The sequence below is a fragment of the Polyangium sp. 6x1 genome, assembly GCF_029946515.1.
Lineage (GTDB): Bacteria > Myxococcota_A > Polyangia > Polyangiales > Polyangiaceae > Polyangium.
In genome coordinates, this window is the sequence record NZ_JARZHH010000003.1 from 13,099 (window position 1) to 31,708 (window position 18,610).

Genomic DNA, 18,610 nt, shown 5'->3' on the forward strand with positions numbered 1-18,610 from the left:
TGCAACGTAGAGGCTCCGCGAGGCAACGCGAAGTCTCTTCACCGCCGGCAGGGAATCTCCAGGGTGAAGGTGACGCCCTTGCCCGGTCGATTGTCGACGAGCACCCGGCCGCCGTGCGCTTCCGCCACGCTCTTCACGATCGCGAGCCCGAGCCCCGTGCCGTCGCGATCCGCGTCCGTCGTGAAGAACCTGTCGAAGATGCGCGGCAGGATCGCAGGCGGCACGCCGGGGCCACGATCTTCCACGGAGATGCGGATCACCGCCTCGGGCGGCCCTCCCTCGACGCGCAGATGCACCGGCTCTCCCGGCGGTGAGAATCGCACGGCGTTGTCGAGCAGGTTCCCGAGCGCCGTCTCGACGTCCGTGGGCCGGCAGTACACCTCCCGCTCGCGCGCGGAGAATTCGAGGATCACCGGCTGATCCGGCCCCGACGCGCGCTCCTTCGCCGCGAGCGCGAGCGCCGAAAGGTCGCAGACGCGCATCGGCTCGGCCGAGGCCTCGATGCGCGAGAGCTGGAGCAGGCGCGAGACCAGCCGATCGAGCCGCTCGACGTCGAGCTCGATGTTTCGCAAGAAGCGCACGCGCGCCTCGGGATCGTCGTGCGCACCTTCCCCGAGCAGCTCCGCCGCGCCGCGGATCGAGGTGAGCGGCGACTTGAACTCGTGCGCCACGTCCGCCGCGAACTCCGAGATGTACTGCATGCGCGCGTCGAGCCGCTCTTTCATCGCCGCGAACGACTCGCCGAGCTCGCGGATCTCGCCGCCGCCTCCGATCGGCACCACGACGTCCCGCTCGCCCGCCGCGATGCGCTTGGCCGCGCGTGAGAGCCGACCGAGCGGCCGCGAGATGCTCCACGCGAGCACGAGCGTCACGAGGCCCGTGCCGAGCAGCGCGACCAGGAGCACGCGCCCGAGGCCCGCGCGGATGCGGTAGAGCTCGAACAAAACGGGCTGCGTCGATCGCGCCACGTACACGACGCCCGTCACCTCGCCGCCCGCGCGGATCGGCTCCGCGAGGAAGAGAATCACGCCGGGGTCGCGGTCACGCACGCGCGTGCGTGTCGCCTTCTTGCCGTCGAGCGCCGAGCGCACTTCGTAGCGATCCGCGACGAGAGGCCATCTCTCGCCGGGCGCCGCGCGCATGTCGAGCACCCATCGCACGTCCTTCGGACGCGGCAGCATGAGCGGCGGCGGCGGCTCCGGCCCCTCGGGCGGCCCCTCCGCGTGCGAGTCGCCGATCACCTCGCCGCTCTTGCCGAGGAGCCGGATCCGCGTCCGCGTCCGCTGCGCCGCCGTCGCGAGGATCTTCTGGTGCTCCGGATCCCCGAGCGCGCGGCCCGCGCGGAGGTCTTGCTCGACGAACGAGCGCACGAGGATCGCCTGGTTCGACATGTCGCGCTCGAGCCCGTTCAGCAGCTCCCGCTCGTGGATCCGCGCGAATTCGAGCCCGATCGCGGGCACGAACAGCGCGAGCAAATTCACCGCGAGCAGCCGCACCCGGATGCGGCCGAGCAGGACGAGCAGCCTACGCACCGGCGACCTTGTATCCGACGCCGTGCACCGTCGCGATCGGGTCCTCGCCGCCGGCCGCGCGGAACTTCGCGCGGATCCTGCGGACGTGCGTGTCGATCGTGCGCTCGGTGATCAGGTTGTCGTAGCGGTAGGCGCGCGTCATGAGCTGGCTGCGCGAGAGCACGATCCCGGGTCGTTCGAGCAGCGCGCCGAGCAGGCCGAGCTCCGTCGCCGTGAGGGTCACGGGCGCGCCGTCGAGCCGCGCCTCGTGCCGCTCCACGTCGACCTCGATCCGCCCGTGCGTGAGCACCTTGCGCGTGGCCTCGCCCGGCGCTTCGAGCCTGCGAAACAAGGCTTTTACGCGCGCCACGAGCTCGCGCACCGAGAAGGGCTTCGTGAGGTAGTCGTCGCCGCCGAGGTCGAGCCCGAGCACGCGATCGATCTCGTCACTGCGCGCCGACAGGAACAGGATCGGCACGCGGCTCTCGGTGCGGATGTGGCGGCACGCGGAGAGGCCGTCGACCTCGGGGAGCATCACGTCGAGGATCACGAGGTCCACAGAGCCCTTCGCGACGGCCTCGATCGCCTCGCGGCCGTCGGTCACGACGGAGACCTCGTAGCCCTCTTTTTGCAGCGCGTACTGCAAAACCTCTCGGATGCGCGCCTCGTCGTCGACGACCAGGATGTGCTTGCTCACGTCTCGATCGGCTCCTCGGCGCGCAGGCTCTCTTCGGCTTCGAGGGCGGCGCCGAGGCCCTCGACCCGCGCCTGCACCTCCGAGACGATACCACCGATGTCCGCCGCGGAGGATCCGCTGAAGCGCGCCACCGTCACCTGCGTGCGCAGCGCCTCGGCGAGCGCGCAGAGCTCCTCCAGGGCGCGCGCGTCCCGGTCGCGCAGCAAGGACAGTCGGCGGACGTTGTCGAGGTCGAGCCGCGCCGTCGCGAGCGCGCGGCTCGACCCCGAGGCGCGCTCGATCTCGCGCACGCGCGCCTCGGCCCGCGAAAGATCGAACGCCTCCTTCCGGAGGAGCGCTTCGAGCTCCGCGTGCCGCTCGACGCGCCGCGCGACCTCCGCCTCGATCCGCGCCGCCGCTTCCGCCGGCAGCACGCTCGCGAGCGGCGTCCCCCGCGACGCCTCGACGGCCTCCGCGAGCGCCGCTTTCACCCGGACGAGCGCGCTCCCCGCGGCGCCCTTCGGCGTGTCCGCCGCGCGCTTCGCGGTCAGCGCGATCGGCGCCCAGAGCGGCCAGAGCGGCACGGCCAGCGCCGCCGACACCGCCGCGCGCGAGCCTCCCTCGGGGGACGACCGATAGATCGCTACCGCGCAGCAGATCCCCGCGACGAGGTAGAGCAGCGACAGATCCCGCAGGCTCATTGCCCGCCCTCCTCCTCGAAATCCTCCTCGACCTCGCGCGACCGCGTGCGGCCCTCCCACGCATCGGACGCGGGGGCAGGCGGCGCGTCGATCCGATACGGCCGGTCGCTGTAGATCGCGGCCGACGTCAAGCTCGTCAGCACGGACTCGGCGAAGCTGCCCTCGCGGTCGCGCAAGAACGGCACGTTCGTCGCGCGCGGCCGCACCAGATACGGACGCAGGATCCACGCGGTTTGTCCGCCGACCGCGAAGAACACGCCGATGAACGCGATCGCCGTCGTGATCCGCCCTTTCCCTTCGCCGAGCCCGCGCACGAGCAAGGACAGCGCCGCGAACCCGGCCACGGCGTACGCGCCCGACGCCACGATCGCCGCCGTGTGGTAGCCCATGCCGAGATCGAGCATCAGCCAGAGCGCGGGCGCGAACGCGAGCAGCACGAGCGACGATCGACCCGCCGACGCGAGCGCGAGCGCCACGATCGATCGCATCGGCCAGGGCCGGCCGAGCACCGCGGCGAGCGCGTGGAACGCCGGCACCGAGAGCGCGAGCGTCGCGAGCACGGCGAGCGGCACCTTCGCCGCGCCGTAGAGGATCTGCGCGCCGCCGCGGAAGCTCCCGATCACGCCGCCGAACGCGGCCGCGCCGAGCGCGATCGAGGCGAGCGAGGTCGCGGCGATGGCGCGCACCTCCGGATCGTCGTCGCGACAAGCGCGGGCGACGTCACCGGGCGAGCGGAGCAAGCGGGCGAGGACGGTGGCGCTCACGGGGCACCTCCGAAGATCGGCAGCGTGCTCCACCAGACCCGCGCCGACAGCGCCGTCGCGAAGATCGCGAAGCCTGCGAGCGCGAATCCGCTCATCGTTCGCACGCCCGCGGGGGCGCGCCCGAGCGGCGTCCCGATCGCCCCGAGGAACGCGCGAAGCCCGAAGATCCCCGCGAGGAGGAGGCCGAGCCCCGCCGAGAACGCCGCGCCGATGCGCGAGCTCGACGTCGTCACGAAGAGCGCCATCGCAGGCGCGAGACCGCCGAGCACAAGGCCCGTCGTCGCGGCCCCGCGCGCCGCGGCCTTCACCGCGGCCGGCGGATCGACCGGCGCGTCGAACATCGTGAGCACGATGAACAGCGCGGGCACGCCGAGCCCTGCGACGGCGAGCGGCGCGAGTGGCACCGCGGCCGCGTGCTTCAGGATCGAAAGCCCGCCGTCTCGCGTCCCGATCGAAAGCCCGTAGAGCGCCGACAGCGCGAGCGCCGTGGCGAACCTCCGCGCGTCGTCGCGCAGCGCGGCCGCGACGCCTTCCGGCCCATCGCCGAGCAGCGCCTTCGCGAACGACGGAGCGCCCTCGTCGGCGGGGGGAACGGGGGCGACGACCTGCGCCTCTTCGGGCTGGCTCGGGGGCGGGGCTCCCTGGGGCTCGGGCGGGGCGTCGCCCGCGAGGGCATCGACGTACGAAGCGTGGGCTTGCATGATTCCTCCGGTGTGGCGGCCACGGGCCGCGCCAGACCCCTCCTTCGTATCGCCCCGGTTTGGCGCTCCTCTGCCTTCCCCGCGGAAGACTCGTGGAATGAATTCGACGAAATTGTGGCAAGGTGGATCCTCGATGATCCACCCACGCGCCGCCGACCCGTTGTGTCGTCCTCGGTTTCGCTGCTAGTAAGGGGGCCATGAAGGTTCTCGTCATCGGCGGGACGCGGTTCGTCGGTCCGCTCCTCGTGCAGCGGCTGCTCGCGGCGGGGCACCAGGTGACCTTGTTCAATCGCGGGACCCTGCCGGATCCGTTTGGCGCGCGGATCGAGCGGCTCCAGGGCGACCGGACGACGGCGGACCTCGCGCGGCTCCTGCAAAACCGCCACTTCGACGCGGCCGTCGATTTCGCCGCGTATCGCGCCGAGGACACGCGCGGCGCGGTGGATGCGCTCGGCGGCCGCGTGGGGCACTACGTCTTCATCAGCACGGGCCAGGTGTACCTCGTGCGCGAGGGCGCCCCGCGGCCGTCGCGGGAAATCGACTATGCCGGCCCCGTCATGCCCCGCCCGACGGACGAGGACGAGCTCGGGAACTGGGAATACGGCACGGGCAAGCGCGACTGCGAGGATACGCTCGTGGAGGCCTTCGAGACATCGCGCTTCCCGTCCACGCGTATCCGTATCCCCGTCGTCAATGGCGAGCGCGACTCGTCTCGCCGCATCGACCGTTATCTCTTCCGCCTCGCCGATGGCGGCCCGGTCCTCGTCCCGGACGGCGGGACGCACCTGGTTCGTCACGTCTATGCGGGCGAGGTCGCGCGTTTCCTCACGGACATCCTCGGCAACGCGCGGACGTTCGGCGAGGCGTACAACGTCTGCCAGCCGGAGATGCCGTCCCTCGTCGAGCTGCTCGGGATCCTGAAGGGAATGCTCGGATCCCGGTCCGAGCTCGCGCCCGTCCCGTCCGCGGACGTCGTCGCCGCGGGGCTCTGCCTCCGCGACGTCTCGCCGTTCAGCACCAAATGGATGTCGATGGTGGATCCCTCGAAGGCCGAGGCCGAGCTCGGCTTCCGCCACGAGCCGCTCACGACGTCGCTCGGCAAGATCGTGGCGAGTTTCCTCGCGTACGGGTATGCGACGCCGCCGCCGGACGGCTACGAGCACCGCCCGAAGGAGATCGAGCTGGCCACGCGCTGGCTGGCGGCGCGGTAGAGCGCGTTTTGCGCGGCGGACGCACGATCTGCGCCGCCGCGCAAAGCGCGCACGTCCCCGGCCGCTCGCTCTGCTTTCGCGCTGCAAAATGAGGCATTCCTGGTGATGGCATGACGCTTGCCAATGCATTCCCTCACCAGCCACCTGCACCTGGAGAGCGATGATGCAACGTACGATGAGGGCCGCGGTCGTTCGGGCGTTTGGACAGCCGCTTGCCATCGAGGAGGTCCCCGTCCCCGTGCCGAGCGCCGGCGAGGTCCTCGTTCGAATCGTGGCGAGCGGTGTTTGTCACACCGATTTGCACGCGGCGAACGGCGATTGGCCGGTCAAACCCGCGCTGCCCTTCATCCCTGGCCACGAGGGCGTCGGTCACGTCGCGGCGCTTGGCGCCGGCGTCACCACGCTCAAAGAGGGCGACCGCGTCGGCGTCCCCTGGCTCCACAACGCCTGCGGCGCCTGCGACCATTGCATCACCGGCTGGGAGACGTTGTGTCCGTCGCAGCAAAACACGGGGTATTCGGTCAACGGCGGCCACGCTGAATACGTCGTCGCGCCCGCGGCCTACGTCGGGCGTCTTCCGGACGCGCTCGGCTTCGTCGAGGCCGCGCCGATCCTCTGCGCCGGCTTGACCAGCTACAAGGGCCTCAAGGAGACGGAGGCGCGCCCGGGGCAATGGGTCGTCGTCTCGGGGATCGGCGGCCTCGGGCACCTCGCGATTCCGTATGCAAGAGCGATGGGCCTGCGCGTCGCGGCCGTGGACGTGGGCGCGGACAAACTCGACCTCGCCCGCGAGCTCGGCGCGGAGCTCGTCGTCGACGCCCTGCACGTCGATCCGGCGGCCGAGGTCCAGCGGCAGATCGGCGGCGCGCACGGGGCGCTCGTCACGGCGGTCTCGCCGAGCGCCATCCGTCAGGCCCTCGGGACCCTTCGATCCGGCGGCACGTGCGTGCTCGTCGGCCTCCCGCCCGGCGATTTCCCGACGCCGATCTTCGACGTCGTGTTGAAGCGCCTCACGCTCCGCGGCTCGATCGTGGGCACGCGCATGGACCTGAAAGAAGCGCTGGAGATCGCCGCGCACGCCGGGATCAAGCCCACCACCGAGGTCCAGCCGCTCGAGGCGATCAACAGCGTGTTCGCGCGCATGACGGAAGGCACGATCCACGGCCGCGTGGTGCTCGCCCTGCGCGCGGATGAAAAGGGAGAGGTCAGCGCGCCGCGCTGATCGAGAAGAGCTGATTGACGCAGGGCGCGCCGAAGAGCCCGCCGAAGCAGCTACAGTCCGACCCCGTGAACGTCATCTGATAGAGGCCCGTCCACGAATTCGGCCCGTTGAAGCTCCCGACCAGACTGTACGTCTCCGTGCAGCCGCCGGCGATCGAGGCCGAATTGCTGAAGTTCCCCGACGGGCAGGTCGTCGCCTGGCCGGCCATCGTCGCCGGGTTCGACGGCGACGAGCCGATGATGGCCCCGTCCCCGGCAAAGACGAACTTCGAGATGTTCACGTTCACGGATCCATTGCAGCACGTGTAGCTGATCGGATTGCCGACGATCGTGTACGTGCCGTCCGGATCACACGCGGCCGCCTCGATCTGGCACGTCGCCGAGCACCCGTCGCCGGGGGCCTGGTTGCCGTCGTCGCAGCCCTCGCCGGGGTCGATCTTGCCATTGCCGCAGGGGTTGCAGCTCGACGTGTCGAACGTGCACATGCTCGCGCACTTCAGCGTCCCGCTGCCGAACCCTTGCGTTACGCACGTCTCCTTGTCGAGGTCCGGGCCGTCGCATTCCTCGCCCGGGTCGACCTTGCCATTGCCGCAGGGATCGCAGCCGGCCGTGTCGAGCGTGCAGCTCGGCGAGCATTGCAGGTTGCCGCCCCCGAAGCCCAGCGACACGCAGCTCTTGCCGCCGAGGTTTTGCCCGTCGCAGGCCTCGCCCGCCTCGATGTTCCCATTTCCGCAAGGATTGCAGCCCGAGGTGTCGAACGTGCAGCTCGGCTTGCACGCGAGCATCCCGCTCCCGTACCCGAGCGATACACACGTCGTCACGCCGAGGTTCTGGCCGTCGCACGCCTCGCCGAGATCGAGCATCCCGTTGCCGCAGGGGCTGCACCCGGACGTATCGAACGTGCAATCGGGCGTGCAGGCGAGCGTCCCGCTGCCGAAGCCCTCGGACACGCAGGTCCTTCCGCCGAGGTTCGACCCGTCGCAAAGCTCCTCGTCGTCGAGCGTGCCGTTGCCGCAGAGGCAAACCCGGATGTCGTATTGACAGTCCGGATTGCAGCCGGGGTTCGCCCCGCTGTTCGGATACCCGAGGCTCTGGCAGGTGGCCGCGACGAGCGGATCGCCCTGCGCGTCGAAATCGCATTTCTCGCCGATCTCCGGCTGAATGACCCCGTTGCCGCAGTCCTCGCATTGCTTCACGTCGAGCGTGCAGCCCGCCGTGCACATCGCCTCGCCGCTCGCGTATCCGAGGTCCACGCAAGGCACGCCGTCGCCGTCGCACGCCTCTCCCGGCTCGACCACGCCATTGCCACAAACCGGCGCGCCTCCGCCCATGCCTCCCGCGCCGCCCGTGCCGCCGGCGCCGCCCATGCCGCCCGCGCCGCCGATTCCTCCTGCGCCGCCGATTCCCCCTGCGCCGCCGGCACCGCCCATGCCGCCCGTCCCGCCGTCGCCTGCTTGTCCTCCTGCGCCGGCGACGCCGCCCCGCCCCCCGTCCCCCGACGAACCACTCCCCGTGTCCGTCGTCGCGCTCCCCTCCGCGCAGGAAACGAGGCCCAGGCACGCACCCAAAAGCAAGGCTCGCGCGAACGTTTGCACGTGTCCCTCCACGCGCGAGCGTAGGGCAACCCGCGCGGAACTGCGAGAGGGAATCGCGCCGTCTCTGGCAAAACGCGACGCGTCGAAACGCACGGTGTCGTCGCCGCCGACCGCTTCACTCGTCAAACGTGTACGTCGCCCCGATGGCGGGCGCCCCCGGTTCCCGCATTCTTGCGGCCTCGCCGCGATCCAGGCATCCTGCCGATCCTGCCCATGCGCATGTCCCTCTTCGTCAGTGCCCTCGCCGTGCCCGCCTTGCTCCTCGCTTGCGGCGCTCGCTCCGATCCCATGGCGTTCGACCTCGGGACCGGCGGCGGCGCCGGCGCGGGCGGGGCCGGCGGCGCGGGCGGAACGGCGGGAGGGCCTCCCGTCTGCACCGTCGAGCTTTGCAACGGCATCGACGACGATTGCGACGGCCAGATCGACGAGGAGAGCCAGAACGCGGGCGCCGATTGCATCACGGACAAGCCGGGCATCTGCAAGGACGGCACCGTCGTCTGCACGGGAGGCGCCCTCGCGTGCGCCCCGGACGTGGCCCCGAAACCCGAGATTTGCGGCAATGGCATCGACGAGGATTGTAATGGCATCATCGACGACGCGTGCGCCAAGGCAAATGGCTGCGGCGACGGCACGCGCGAGGGGTTCGTCGACGAGCAGCAATTCCCTCTGATCGCGGGCTGCTCCGGCGGCTGGAACATCCAGGGCTTGATCGTGGCGCCCGACGCGCAATGCAACCACGGAGCCGGCAACACGAGCGCGAATCCGAACGGTATGGGCTGCAGCGCGGCCGACCTCTGCTCGCCCGGCTTCCACGTCTGCAACGGCGCGGACGACGTCGCTGCCCACGCGCCCGGGGGCTGCGCCGGCGTAAGCTTCGAACCGAACCTCTTCTTTGCGACACGGCAGGGCTCGACCGGCTGCGCGATATGCGCCCTCGGCACCGAGACCGACCCGAACATCTGTACCGCCGGAAGCTGCGCCACGGACTGCGCGTCGAGCGACGTCACGGCGAACGATCTCTTCGGCTGCGGCACGCTCGGCATTCCCAGCGACGGCAACTGCGGCGTGCTCACCACGACCTCGGGGAACGTCTGCAGCGCTCTCGGCACGCCGTGGTGGTGCGGCGGAAACAGCGGCGGTTACGACGAAGCGAACGTCGTCATCAAGTTCGGCCCCGAGGGCGGCGGCGTTCTCTGCTGCGCGGATTGATCGGGGCGGGGGCCTTGACGACGGACCGCGTCCCGCGAATCATGGGCCCCATGCCATCGGGTGGGCCGAGGCTCTGCGTGCTCCACGTCTCGGACCTGCATTTCTGCGCGGCCGAAGCGCAGGGCCACTACTGGAACACCGAGGCCACCGAGCTCGCCGTCGCGCCCCACAACCGCCGCGGGCTCCTCGGCAGCCTGCTCTACGACCTCCGCAACGAGGGCCTCGCGCCCGACCTCGTCGTCGTCTCGGGTGATCTCCTCGACCGCGGGAGCGAGACCGGCATCGAGCCCGTCGTCACGTTTCTGAAGTCCCTCGTCGAGGGCCTCGGCCTCCCTGTCTCGCGAATCGTCATCGCCCCGGGAAACCACGACGTCCTGCGCGGTGGCGAACCCGCGGGCCGGTATGCCCTCTACGACCGCATCCGCGCCGCGCTCTACGGCGACACGCGCCCGCCCTTCGCGGAGGGCACGCCGCCGCACAAGCGCGTCGATCATCACGTCTTCGAGGACCTCGGCGTCGAGGTCGTCGCGTTCAACTCCTGCGAGGAGCTCGAGGCGAGCGCGCAGAAGGAGCACGGCTCGGTCGGCATTGGCCAGCGCGACCACGCGGACGGGCTCCTCCGGCGTACGCGGGACAAGGGCCTCTTCCGCATCGCGGTCGTCCACCACCACCTGGAAAGCCCGGCGGGCGTCGGCCGCACCGATTACAGCGTCATGACCGACGCGGGCGGCATGCGGCGCTGGCTCGCGCGCGAGCGATTCCAGCTCGCACTCCACGGCCACCAGCACGTCGATTGGCACGACGTACGCGAGCTCGACGGCTGGTTCCTCGCCATCGCGGCCGCGGCGAGCGCGGGCGTCGCCGCATACGGCCGCAAGGAGTGGGCGCTGCCCATTGCCTACCAGATCGTCGTCGTCGAGGGCTCGGCCCGCGGGCGGCGCATTCGCCGCGAATACGACCCGCAAACCATGGAATGGGCGGACGCGGGCCGCGGCGAGGACACCCAGGCCCTCCGGTTCGGCCCCGCGGACGCGGCCGTCTCCTCGGGATCGCGGCCCGAGCCCGTGGCCAAGACGCCGCCGCCCGAGGAGCCCTCGCCGCCGAGCCTCACCCGCAAGGGCCGCATCGCCGTGAAGATCCAGCACCTCGAACGCGCGATCGATTCGCACCGCACCACGCTCCGCGTGCAGCTCGTCAGCCTCGGGGCCGCCCTCGCCCTCGCCGTCGCGCTCGCGGCCTACCTCTTCCGCATGCTGCCGCCGGTCCTCTCCGTATCGGGCGGCTTCGCGCTCCTGTTCGCGGGCTCGATCGGGTTGCCGATGCGGCTCGCGTCGTACCGCGAGGCGATCGACAGGCTTCATTTCTTGAAAGACGGCTATCAGCGGTGTGCGTCGCATCGCGACGACGAGCTCGTGCGGGTGCTCGACGAGCGATTCCAGCGGCTCATTTGAAGGGCGAGCGAGCCATGTCCATGGATGAAAGAGAAAGGTTGGAAGCGGAGCTCTCGGCGCTGGAAGAGCGCGCGCGCTCGCAGCGCCAGCGGAGCATGCTCCTGACGCTCGTCCCGGTCCTTTTGACGGCGCTCATCGTCGTGTACTTCGCGATCGACATCGCCCAGAAGAACATCGAGCTTTACGACACGCGGAAGGCCAAGGAGGAGCTCGACCAGAGGCTCAGCGAGGGGCAGACCAAGCTCGACGAGGTCGAGAAATCGCGAAAGAAGCTCGAAGACGAGACGCGCCGCCTCGAGGATCGCAAGAAAGACCTCGAAGCGTACCTGCGCAGCCAGCGGGCGGAGTCGCCCCTCGCCAGCGCCGGGATCGCGCGCACCGCCGACGCGCCCGAGAGCGTCGTCCTGACCGAGGAGGGCAAGGTCCCCGAGGGATTGCGCCCGACGCCGCGCGTGCGGGTACTGCAGCGCCCCGGCATTCGCGGCAACTCCGTCTTCGACGTCATCCTCTCGCTCGACGTACCCGAGGCGCAGAAGGACACGATCAAGCGCGTCGTGTACGAGCTGAACCCGGTCTTCTACATCTCGAAGAGCGAGCTCGTCGGCGGCGACGCGCCGTCGTTCGAGGCCGCGGCCACGGTCAGCGCCTGCAAGTCGACCGTCGTCGCGAAGATCGAGCTCCGCGACGGCTCCCGCATGGAGCTCGATTTCGACTGGTGCCGCACCGAGGGGTGGCCGCAGAAAAAAGCGGACAAGCAGATCGTCGAGAAGCAAAGCCCGCAGGAGGTCGAGCGGATGCTCGGCGTGGCGACCCCGCCGCAGCAGCACGTGCCCCCGCCGCTCGTGACCCAACCGATCGTCAACGATCCGCCGCGCCCGCCCCGGTAGGCCCTCGGATTCTCTCCGCCCTCTCCGCGGTTTCGAGCTTCATCGGTTTTTCCCGCCAGACGATCGACGTGTCCACGTCGAAATCGTCCTGATGAGCGTGAATCGTCCCCGCTGCGCCGCGTCGAAGAGTCGCTGCCGACGTAATGGCTGCGTGGAGGTTTCGAAATGAAGAAGTACGCGACGATCCTGGCATTTTGCGCCCCTCTGCTCGGGCCGGCGATGGAGGCGCGAGCGGACGTCGGGATCGACGCGTCGCTCGATGCGTCCTTCCTCGGCAAAGTGCAGATGAGGACGCCTGCGCAGACGAGGACGCCCGTGCCATTCGCGCAGATGCAGTCGCCGATGCAGATGGGGGCGCCCGTGCAGATGCAGTCGCCCGTGCAGACGGCGCCCCCGGCGGTGCGGCCTTACGGCCCTCGATCGGTCCCGCGCCCGCCGCAATATGGTCCCGCCCCCACGCCGAGGCGTTACGCGAACCAGTACCCCGGCTACACCGAGCTGCGCGTCGCGCCGGCATACGGCGGGATCGCCTGGATCTACGACGGTAGCACCCTCGTCGGCTCGATCGAGGGCAGCCCCGGCGTCATGTTCGTCCCCGAGGGGCGCGCCTACGGCGTCGTCATGACCCGCGGCGACCGCAGGGTTTGGCAGGGCCAGGTCCAGGCCACGCCCGGCGTCGTGGCCCTCTCCCTCGACCGTCATGGCTCGCCGATCGTCGAGCGCGTCCCGCCGCCGCCCTCGCACGACGCTTATGCGCCGCCCTCGTTCGAGCTCGAACGGCCCCTCTCGGCCATCCAGTTCCGCACCGCGATCACCGACATGGAGGCCTTGCGGGACGACAGGAGCCGCCTCGCGTTCCTCTCCGAGGTCTTCGGGAGCCGCGCCGTCACCGTCGGACAAGCGCACGATCTGATCAATCGCTTCGCATTCGAAGAGTCGCGCCTCCGCGCGCTCGAGATCCTCGCCCCCGACCTCGTCGGCCGCGGCGACGCCTCGCGCCTCCTCGACGGCTTCGTCACCTACGAGGGGCGCGCCCGTGCCGCCGCCATTCTCCGCCTCCCGTGACTACCCGCAATATCCGCTCGACGTCCCGTCCGGCGGCACGCACGAGAGCCCGAGGGTCGCGCAATCGACCGTGACCCTCGATCCGGCGACGCAGACCGAGATCGACGTCCCGTCGCAGACGTCGATCCCGGGATCGAGCGGCGAGCACGCTTCAACGGCCCGCGCGCAGCGCGCGCCTCCGTCCTCCTCGACGCACCCTTTGCCCATCGCCGCGCAATCGAACTCCGAGGCGAGCGAGCCGTCGCAGACGCGCACCCGCGCGTCCTTCGGGGCGCACGACGTCGCGCCCGGCTCGTCGCACGGAAAGACCCCGTCCTCGGTCGCGCATTGCGCGTCCGCTCCCTCGGCGCCCTCCGGGCACGTGAGCCCCACCGTGTTGCAATCCTTCGCGACCTTCAGGTTCGTCGCCGGATCACAACGCACGTACACCCCCGACGTGCAGCGCGGCGGCGCCGCGGCATCGGGCAGGCAACCGCTCAGCGCGCACCGCCCCTCGCTCGCGAGCCCGAGACGGCATTCGCTCCCGGCGCCCCAGTGCGGCGTCACGCAACGCTCGGCGTAGCGGCTCGTGCAATCGACGAGCATCCCCGTGGACGCGCACGCGTCGCCCGCCACGCCCATGCAACGCGTATCTCCCTCGTCGAGCGGCTCGACGAAGGCGCACGCGAGCGCCTCCGCGCACCCTTCGGCCTCGCTCACGCAGCCGAGCAGGCTCGCCTGCGCCGCGAGCCCGAACCGGCTCGGCGGCAGCGGACCCGCGAGCCACCCGAGGCACGTCGAGTATCGCGTCGCGCTCGCCGGCACGCCGATGGACCGCGCGATCGCCTCGGAGAGCATCGGGCAGCGGAAGACGAGGCTACACGCCCGCGCGCCCTCGTCGATCGACAGGTAGCCGGCGAGCGCGCTCGCCTCCGGGGGCGGCGTGAGCCCATCGAACACGGTACATCCGAGGAGCCCGAGGAAGAGCCAAGCCAAGAGTTTTCCACGCATCACCGGCGATTGTCGCCGATCTCTCCCGCTCGATACGGATTCGCGTGCAGATCCCACCGCGACGCGGGTGCTTTGGGTCGCGCCGATCCCGACGCCGTGACCGAAGCCGGCCTCGCCTCGGCCGCCGCTGCCCGAACGGGCCCGCTCCCGCCCGGCGCCTCGCCGCGCGGCATGTTCGTCCCGACAATCACCACGCCCTCCCGCGCCGCCGCCACGCTCGCGGCCACGCCCGCGTTCGCCCGCGCGGGGCTCGGCGCGCCCCGTCGCATCGCGCCGAGCGCGAGGAAACCGCCCCCCGCGAGCGCCGCCGCCGAGGCCAGCATCATGATCGCCCGCGACGACGATCGCCTTCGCGGCGTGCTCTCCGGGGCCTCGACCCGCGGTTGGTCCAGAAAAACCCGCACCGCCTCCCGCCGCCGCTCGATCTCCGCCGCCCCGAGCCGCGCGAGGATCGCCCCGACCTCGCGCGGCGGCGCCGGCGAGAGCGCGCGTTCGAGCGCCTCCGCGAACGCCGCGGCCGAGGCGAAGCGCTCGTCGGGATCGCGAGAGAGCGCGGATTCGAGCACCTGGTCGATCGCGGGCGAGAGGCCGAGCGCCGCCTCCGACAGCCGCGGGATCTCGTCGGCGAGCACGCCGATCAGCACGTCCGCCTCGTCCCGCCCGTCGAAGAGCCGCTCGCCCGTGATCGCCTCGTGCAGCACCACGCCCGCGGCGAACACGTCCGCGCGCCGATCGAGCTCGCGACGCCGGAGCTGCTCCGGCGCCATGTACGCGATCGTCCCCTTCATGATCCCGCTCTGCGTCTGCGTGATCCGCCGGGCCGCTTTTGCCACGCCGAAATCGATGAGCCGCGCGCGCCCGTCCGTGCCGACGAGCACGTTCCGCGGGCTCACGTCGCGGTGCACGATCTCGAGCGGCTCGCCGCGCAGGTCCTTCGCCTCGTGCGCGGCGTCGAGCCCGGCGAGCACGTCGAGCAGGATCCGGCTCGCGACCGCGGGCGGCAGCCGCTCGCCTGCGCCTCGGGCCGCGTCGAGCAGCGCGCCGAGCGAGAGCGACTCGACGTAGGGCATCACCAGGCAAAGCTCGCCCGACGCGTCCACGACGTCCTCCACGGGCACCACGTTCGGGTGCCGCATCGACGCCGCCACGCGCGCCTCGTCGCCCAGCATGTCCCGGAGGCTCGGCTCCTTCAGCAGGTGCGGATGCACGCGCTTCAGCACGACGAGCCGCTCGAAGCCGACTTCGCCCGTCTTTCGTGCCAGGTACGTCGTTGCCATGCCGCCGGAGGCGAGCTCGGCGATCACCTCGTACGGCCCGATCCGCTCGCTCGATCGCGGCATTCAAAAGCTCCCCGAGGCCCCGACGAACGCCGGACCTCCGAGCACGGGCGGTACGAGCTTCAGTTCGACGCGCATGACGATGCCCTTTGCCCCGAGCCCCACCTTCACGTCCTTGCCACTGCGGCCCATGAGCCAGAGCGACCCGAGCGCGCCCGTGACCGCGCCGAGGCCGAGCGACACACCCACGAGCACATTCGTACGGAACTGTTTGTCCCGACCCTCGTAGAGTTTGTCCCAAGACGGCGCCGCGTCGTAGTCCGATCGTGCGATCAGCGTGTCGACCCCCGACCACACGACGAGCCCTGCGCTCACGAGCGTCGCTGCCCCGCTCGCGACGAGCGCCGGCACGAGCCATGGTTTTTCGGCGGGCGTCGCGGGCGGAGCCTTGGCCGGCGGTCGCTGTGCCTTCGTGATCGGCCGCGGTGGCTCGCTCGGCGCGTCGTGCGTGGATTCTTTCGGCGCCGAAGCAATGCCCTCCGCGACGAGCGCCACGCTGCGCACGTTGCCTGCTTGGAGCTCCTCCGTCCGCCGCACCTCGATCCCGCGCACGCGCCCTTCGATCACGTGGGTCCCTGGGTGCACGTACACGCTCGTCCCTTCGAGCGGCTGATCATCGACCCGCACGTCTTCAACCTCGGGCGCGAAGACCTCGATCCGCCCGAGCCTCGCCGCGAGCTCGCCGAGCGCCTTGCCTGCCTCGTCGCGATCGGGCGCGCCTTGTGGCGCCTCGCGCAGGTACCGCGCGTATCCGTTCGCCGCGCGTGCGATCTCGCCGGCCTTGTCCCACGAGCGCGCCGCGTTCCAGAGCGGCGCCGGGTGCGGGGCTTTGTGGTACGCCTCCTCGAACCGTTCGGCTGCTCTTGAAAAATCACCGGCTCGATACGCGCGTTCGCCCTCCTCGAATGCGCGCGTCGCGGCCTCGCGATCCGCGGCGCTGACCGCGTGATCCTCGGCCCACGCCGGCGCGATCCCGGCGCCTGCCGTCGTGGCGAAGAGCGCGATCGTGGACACGACGAGGCCGGCTCTTTTTCGAGAAACGAGGCGGGCGAGGACGCGCATTCCGCGATAAGATACCACGCCTTCCGAGCGCGCCGTGGCTCACCCCGGCGCGGGGAGCAGGGGTATGACACATTCTGTCCTTCCCTCTCGCGCGACGCGTGCGTCCATCGTCTGCCTTCTCGTCTTCGCGGCGCCCGCCTGCGGCCCCGCCGAGGGCGAGGACGAGAGCGTCGACGTCGAACAGGCCCTCGACGCGTTCGACGTCTCGCAGAACGAAGCGGCGCTCGTCGTCGCCTCGATCGCGCGCCTCGATCCGAAGAGCGCGAATCCCGACCTCGCCGCGTTGAAAGCGGCGGCCACGGCGGGCCTCGTCTTTCGTCCGACGGATTGCGTCACGACCAGCCGAAAAGACAACACGGTGAAATACCTGCTCTCCGGTTGCCTCGGCCCGTTCAAGACGGCGAAGCTCGACGGGACGCTCGACGTCGTCTACTCGGTCGGCGCGAGTGGCCTGCACGCGCTCGCGTCCGCGCGTGATCTCCACGCCTCGCGGGCGATCCTCGACATCGACTCCGAGGGGTTTTTCTCCCTCGACGCGGACGGCGTGACGCGGCGCCTCGAGGTCGAGACGAGCGGGGAGGGCCAGGGCCCGCGGGGGCATCGAATCGAGCGCGCGGGCGCCTACACGGTCACCTGGAATGCCACGGAGAAATGCGCCACGTTCGAAGGTGATTTCGAGACCCGCGTGGGCACCCGGGCGTTTCATACCGCGGTGAGCGGATTCGCGCGCTGCTCCGGCGAATGCCCCGCGGCCGGCGGCGAGATCGTGCACGAAAAAACGGACCTCGGCATCCACATCCGCATCACGTTCGACGGCAGCGCCGAGGCGTCCTGGTCGAGCTCGCGTGGCCTCCACGGAAGAATCCCGCTATTCTGCGCCGCGGGATCATGAACGAACGAGGTCATCGATGAGCGAGGCGGCGGAGGAGGGCGACGTCTCGCTCGTCGAGCGGGTCCTCGCGGGGGATCGGAGCGCGGCGGACGCGCTCGTGAGGCAACATCAGCCGGGGATCTTGCGCCTCGTCCGCCGGTACGTCCGGCGCCCCGAGGACGCCGAGGACGTCACGCAGCGTGCCTTCCTCAATGCATTCGAAAAGCTCGCCGATTTTCGTCGCGAATCGAGCTTCCGCACCTGGCTGTATCGTATCGCGGTCCACGTCGCGCTGAACCACGTCCGCGGATCCTCGCGGGAAGGCCCGCTCGCCGACATGGATGATCTGCCCGCGTTCACGAGCTCCCTGGAGACGAGCCGGCTCGTCGCCGCCGAGGTCTGGGGCCGCGTCGCGCAGCGCCTCGACGAGCTCCCCCCGAAGCAGCGCCTCACCGTCGAGCTGCGCCTCTTCCACGAGCTCAGCTTCCGCGAGATCGCGGTCCTCGCCGATTGCAGCGAAGACAGCGCGAAGGTGAACTTTCACCACGGCATCAAGCGTCTGCGGGGGCTGATCCCGGATCCGAACGGCTGATCGCGCGGGCCCTTCGCCGCCGTCTCCATCCGGCGATCCCCGCGCCGAGCGCGCCGAGCGCCGCGGCGAGGCCCAAGGCCCGCGGCGCCGACGGGAACGAAATGCGCGGGTCTGTCCGGACCGATGGTTCGTCCTGCCGCACCTTCGCGGGCGCCGCATAGGCCGCGCAGATCCCGGCCACGTCGTCCGGATCGAGCGCGCGCCTCGCCGCGTGTCCCGGTTTGAGCCCCGCGCGCATCACGGCCGACGTGTGCCCGCTGTGCGCGAGCCCCGCCGCGTGCCCGATCTCGTGGAGCAGCACCGTCTCCAGATCGAGCGCATCCGCCGGCACGACCTCCGCGTCGCTCCACCGTCGCGTCGCGTCGAGCTCGATCACCACGCGCCGGATCTCGCCCGTCCACTTGTCGCTCTCGACGTCCGTGTGCGCCGCGATCACCGGGCCGTGACGCCACCCCGAAGACACGGGGCGCACCTCGATCAGCGCTTCTTCACCGGAATTCGCCTCGACAAACGAAACCTCGCGCGCATCACAATGCACGCTCGACCACGTCGCCATGGCCCGGAGCAGCGCGCCCCGGCCCCCATCGAAAAAGCCCGGCACGGGTGTGGCAAGACGCACCCGTGCCGGAAGCGAAGCCAAGCGAAGGCGCGCGCCGTACTCGGATCGCCCGTGCTCGTAGCCCCAGGCTGGAGGCGTGAACGAAAGGGCCACGAGCACCCCGAGGGTTGCCCGGACGAACACGAGCACGGCGCGCGCCCGAATCAT

At 70.8% G+C, this 18,610-nt stretch carries 18 protein-coding genes; 8 read left to right on the forward strand and 10 right to left on the reverse strand.

The window, feature by feature from the left end; genetic code table 11:
* Positions 1-38 precede the first annotated feature (38 nt).
* From QHF85_RS05030 to QHF85_RS05050, 5 genes are read right to left on the reverse strand one after another with little or no spacing between them, the layout of a single operon-like run.
* Positions 39-1,532 (reverse strand): ATP-binding protein, encoded by a 1,494-nt coding sequence (locus QHF85_RS05030; RefSeq protein ID WP_281325898.1) that lies wholly within the window; start codon positions 1,530-1,532, stop codon positions 39-41.
* Positions 1,525-2,208, reverse strand: coding sequence for a response regulator transcription factor (locus QHF85_RS05035; RefSeq protein WP_281325899.1), 684 nt, complete (start codon positions 2,206-2,208; stop codon positions 1,525-1,527). The genes QHF85_RS05030 and QHF85_RS05035 overlap by 8 nt, the downstream gene beginning before the upstream one ends.
* The gene (locus QHF85_RS05040) at positions 2,205-2,888 is read right to left on the reverse strand and encodes a hypothetical protein (protein WP_281325900.1); all 684 of its coding nucleotides are present in this window, start codon (positions 2,886-2,888) and stop codon (positions 2,205-2,207) included. Before QHF85_RS05040 ends, QHF85_RS05035 begins: the two co-directional genes overlap by 4 nt.
* A complete protein-coding gene (locus tag QHF85_RS05045; RefSeq protein WP_281325901.1) occupies positions 2,885-3,652 on the reverse strand; it encodes a hypothetical protein in 768 nt (255 codons plus the stop codon). The genes QHF85_RS05040 and QHF85_RS05045 overlap by 4 nt, the downstream gene beginning before the upstream one ends.
* On the reverse strand, positions 3,649-4,353 hold the full coding sequence (locus tag QHF85_RS05050) for a hypothetical protein (protein WP_281325902.1): 705 nt from the start codon (positions 4,351-4,353) through the stop codon (positions 3,649-3,651). Before QHF85_RS05050 ends, QHF85_RS05045 begins: the two co-directional genes overlap by 4 nt.
* Positions 4,354-4,550: 197 nt before the next feature.
* Between QHF85_RS05050 and QHF85_RS05055 the strand changes: the two genes are divergently transcribed.
* Positions 4,551-5,564: an NAD-dependent epimerase/dehydratase family protein gene (locus QHF85_RS05055; protein WP_281325903.1), complete on the forward strand. Its 1,014-nt coding sequence runs from the start codon at positions 4,551-4,553 to the stop codon at positions 5,562-5,564.
* A gap of 163 nt (positions 5,565-5,727) precedes the next feature.
* Positions 5,728-6,786, forward strand: coding sequence for a zinc-dependent alcohol dehydrogenase (locus QHF85_RS05060; RefSeq protein ID WP_348652718.1), 1,059 nt, complete (start codon positions 5,728-5,730; stop codon positions 6,784-6,786).
* Here QHF85_RS05060 and QHF85_RS05065 read toward each other — a convergent pair.
* Positions 6,770-8,380 (reverse strand): hypothetical protein, encoded by a 1,611-nt coding sequence (locus QHF85_RS05065; RefSeq protein WP_281325905.1) that lies wholly within the window; start codon positions 8,378-8,380, stop codon positions 6,770-6,772. The two genes, QHF85_RS05060 and QHF85_RS05065, sit on opposite strands and share 17 nt — an antisense overlap.
* 213 nt (positions 8,381-8,593) lie before the next feature.
* Between QHF85_RS05065 and QHF85_RS05070 the strand changes: the two genes are divergently transcribed.
* The 4 genes from QHF85_RS05070 (at position 8,594) to QHF85_RS05085 (ending at position 12,992) form a co-directional block, all read left to right on the forward strand.
* A complete protein-coding gene (locus tag QHF85_RS05070; protein ID WP_281325906.1) occupies positions 8,594-9,589 on the forward strand; it encodes a MopE-related protein in 996 nt (331 codons plus the stop codon).
* 77 nt (positions 9,590-9,666) lie between these two features.
* Positions 9,667-11,040, forward strand: a complete 1,374-nt coding sequence (locus tag QHF85_RS05075; protein ID WP_281325907.1) for a metallophosphoesterase — start codon at positions 9,667-9,669, stop codon at positions 11,038-11,040.
* Positions 11,041-11,060: 20 nt separating this feature from the next.
* Positions 11,061-11,927 (forward strand): hypothetical protein, encoded by an 867-nt coding sequence (locus QHF85_RS05080; RefSeq protein WP_281325908.1) that lies wholly within the window; start codon positions 11,061-11,063, stop codon positions 11,925-11,927.
* A gap of 165 nt (positions 11,928-12,092) precedes the next feature.
* Positions 12,093-12,992: a DUF4476 domain-containing protein gene (locus QHF85_RS05085; protein WP_281325909.1), complete on the forward strand. Its 900-nt coding sequence runs from the start codon at positions 12,093-12,095 to the stop codon at positions 12,990-12,992.
* On the opposite strand, the gene QHF85_RS05090 is transcribed toward QHF85_RS05085, so the two are convergent.
* From QHF85_RS05090 to QHF85_RS05100, 3 genes are read right to left on the reverse strand one after another with little or no spacing between them, the layout of a single operon-like run.
* Positions 12,993-13,982 carry a hypothetical protein gene (locus QHF85_RS05090; protein ID WP_281325910.1) on the reverse strand — a complete coding sequence of 330 codons (990 nt, stop codon included), beginning with the start codon at positions 13,980-13,982 and terminating at the stop codon, positions 12,993-12,995.
* Positions 13,982-15,322: a serine/threonine-protein kinase gene (locus tag QHF85_RS05095; protein WP_281325911.1), complete on the reverse strand. Its 1,341-nt coding sequence runs from the start codon at positions 15,320-15,322 to the stop codon at positions 13,982-13,984. Before QHF85_RS05095 ends, QHF85_RS05090 begins: the two co-directional genes overlap by 1 nt.
* A complete protein-coding gene (locus QHF85_RS05100; protein WP_281325912.1) occupies positions 15,323-16,333 on the reverse strand; it encodes a hypothetical protein in 1,011 nt (336 codons plus the stop codon). It abuts the gene before it with no gap.
* Positions 16,334-16,445: 112 nt separating this feature from the next.
* Here QHF85_RS05100 and QHF85_RS05105 point away from each other — a divergent pair, with 112 nt between their 5' ends.
* Together QHF85_RS05105 and QHF85_RS05110 are read left to right on the forward strand one after the other, a co-directional pair.
* Entirely contained in the window at positions 16,446-17,273 is an 828-nt protein-coding gene (locus tag QHF85_RS05105; RefSeq protein ID WP_281325913.1) for a hypothetical protein, read from the forward strand.
* Positions 17,274-17,289: 16 nt separating this feature from the next.
* On the forward strand, positions 17,290-17,844 hold the full coding sequence (locus tag QHF85_RS05110) for an RNA polymerase sigma factor (protein WP_281325914.1): 555 nt from the start codon (positions 17,290-17,292) through the stop codon (positions 17,842-17,844).
* On the opposite strand, the gene QHF85_RS05115 is transcribed toward QHF85_RS05110, so the two are convergent.
* A complete protein-coding gene (locus tag QHF85_RS05115; RefSeq protein WP_281325915.1) occupies positions 17,804-18,610 on the reverse strand; it encodes a matrixin family metalloprotease in 807 nt (268 codons plus the stop codon). The two genes, QHF85_RS05110 and QHF85_RS05115, sit on opposite strands and share 41 nt — an antisense overlap.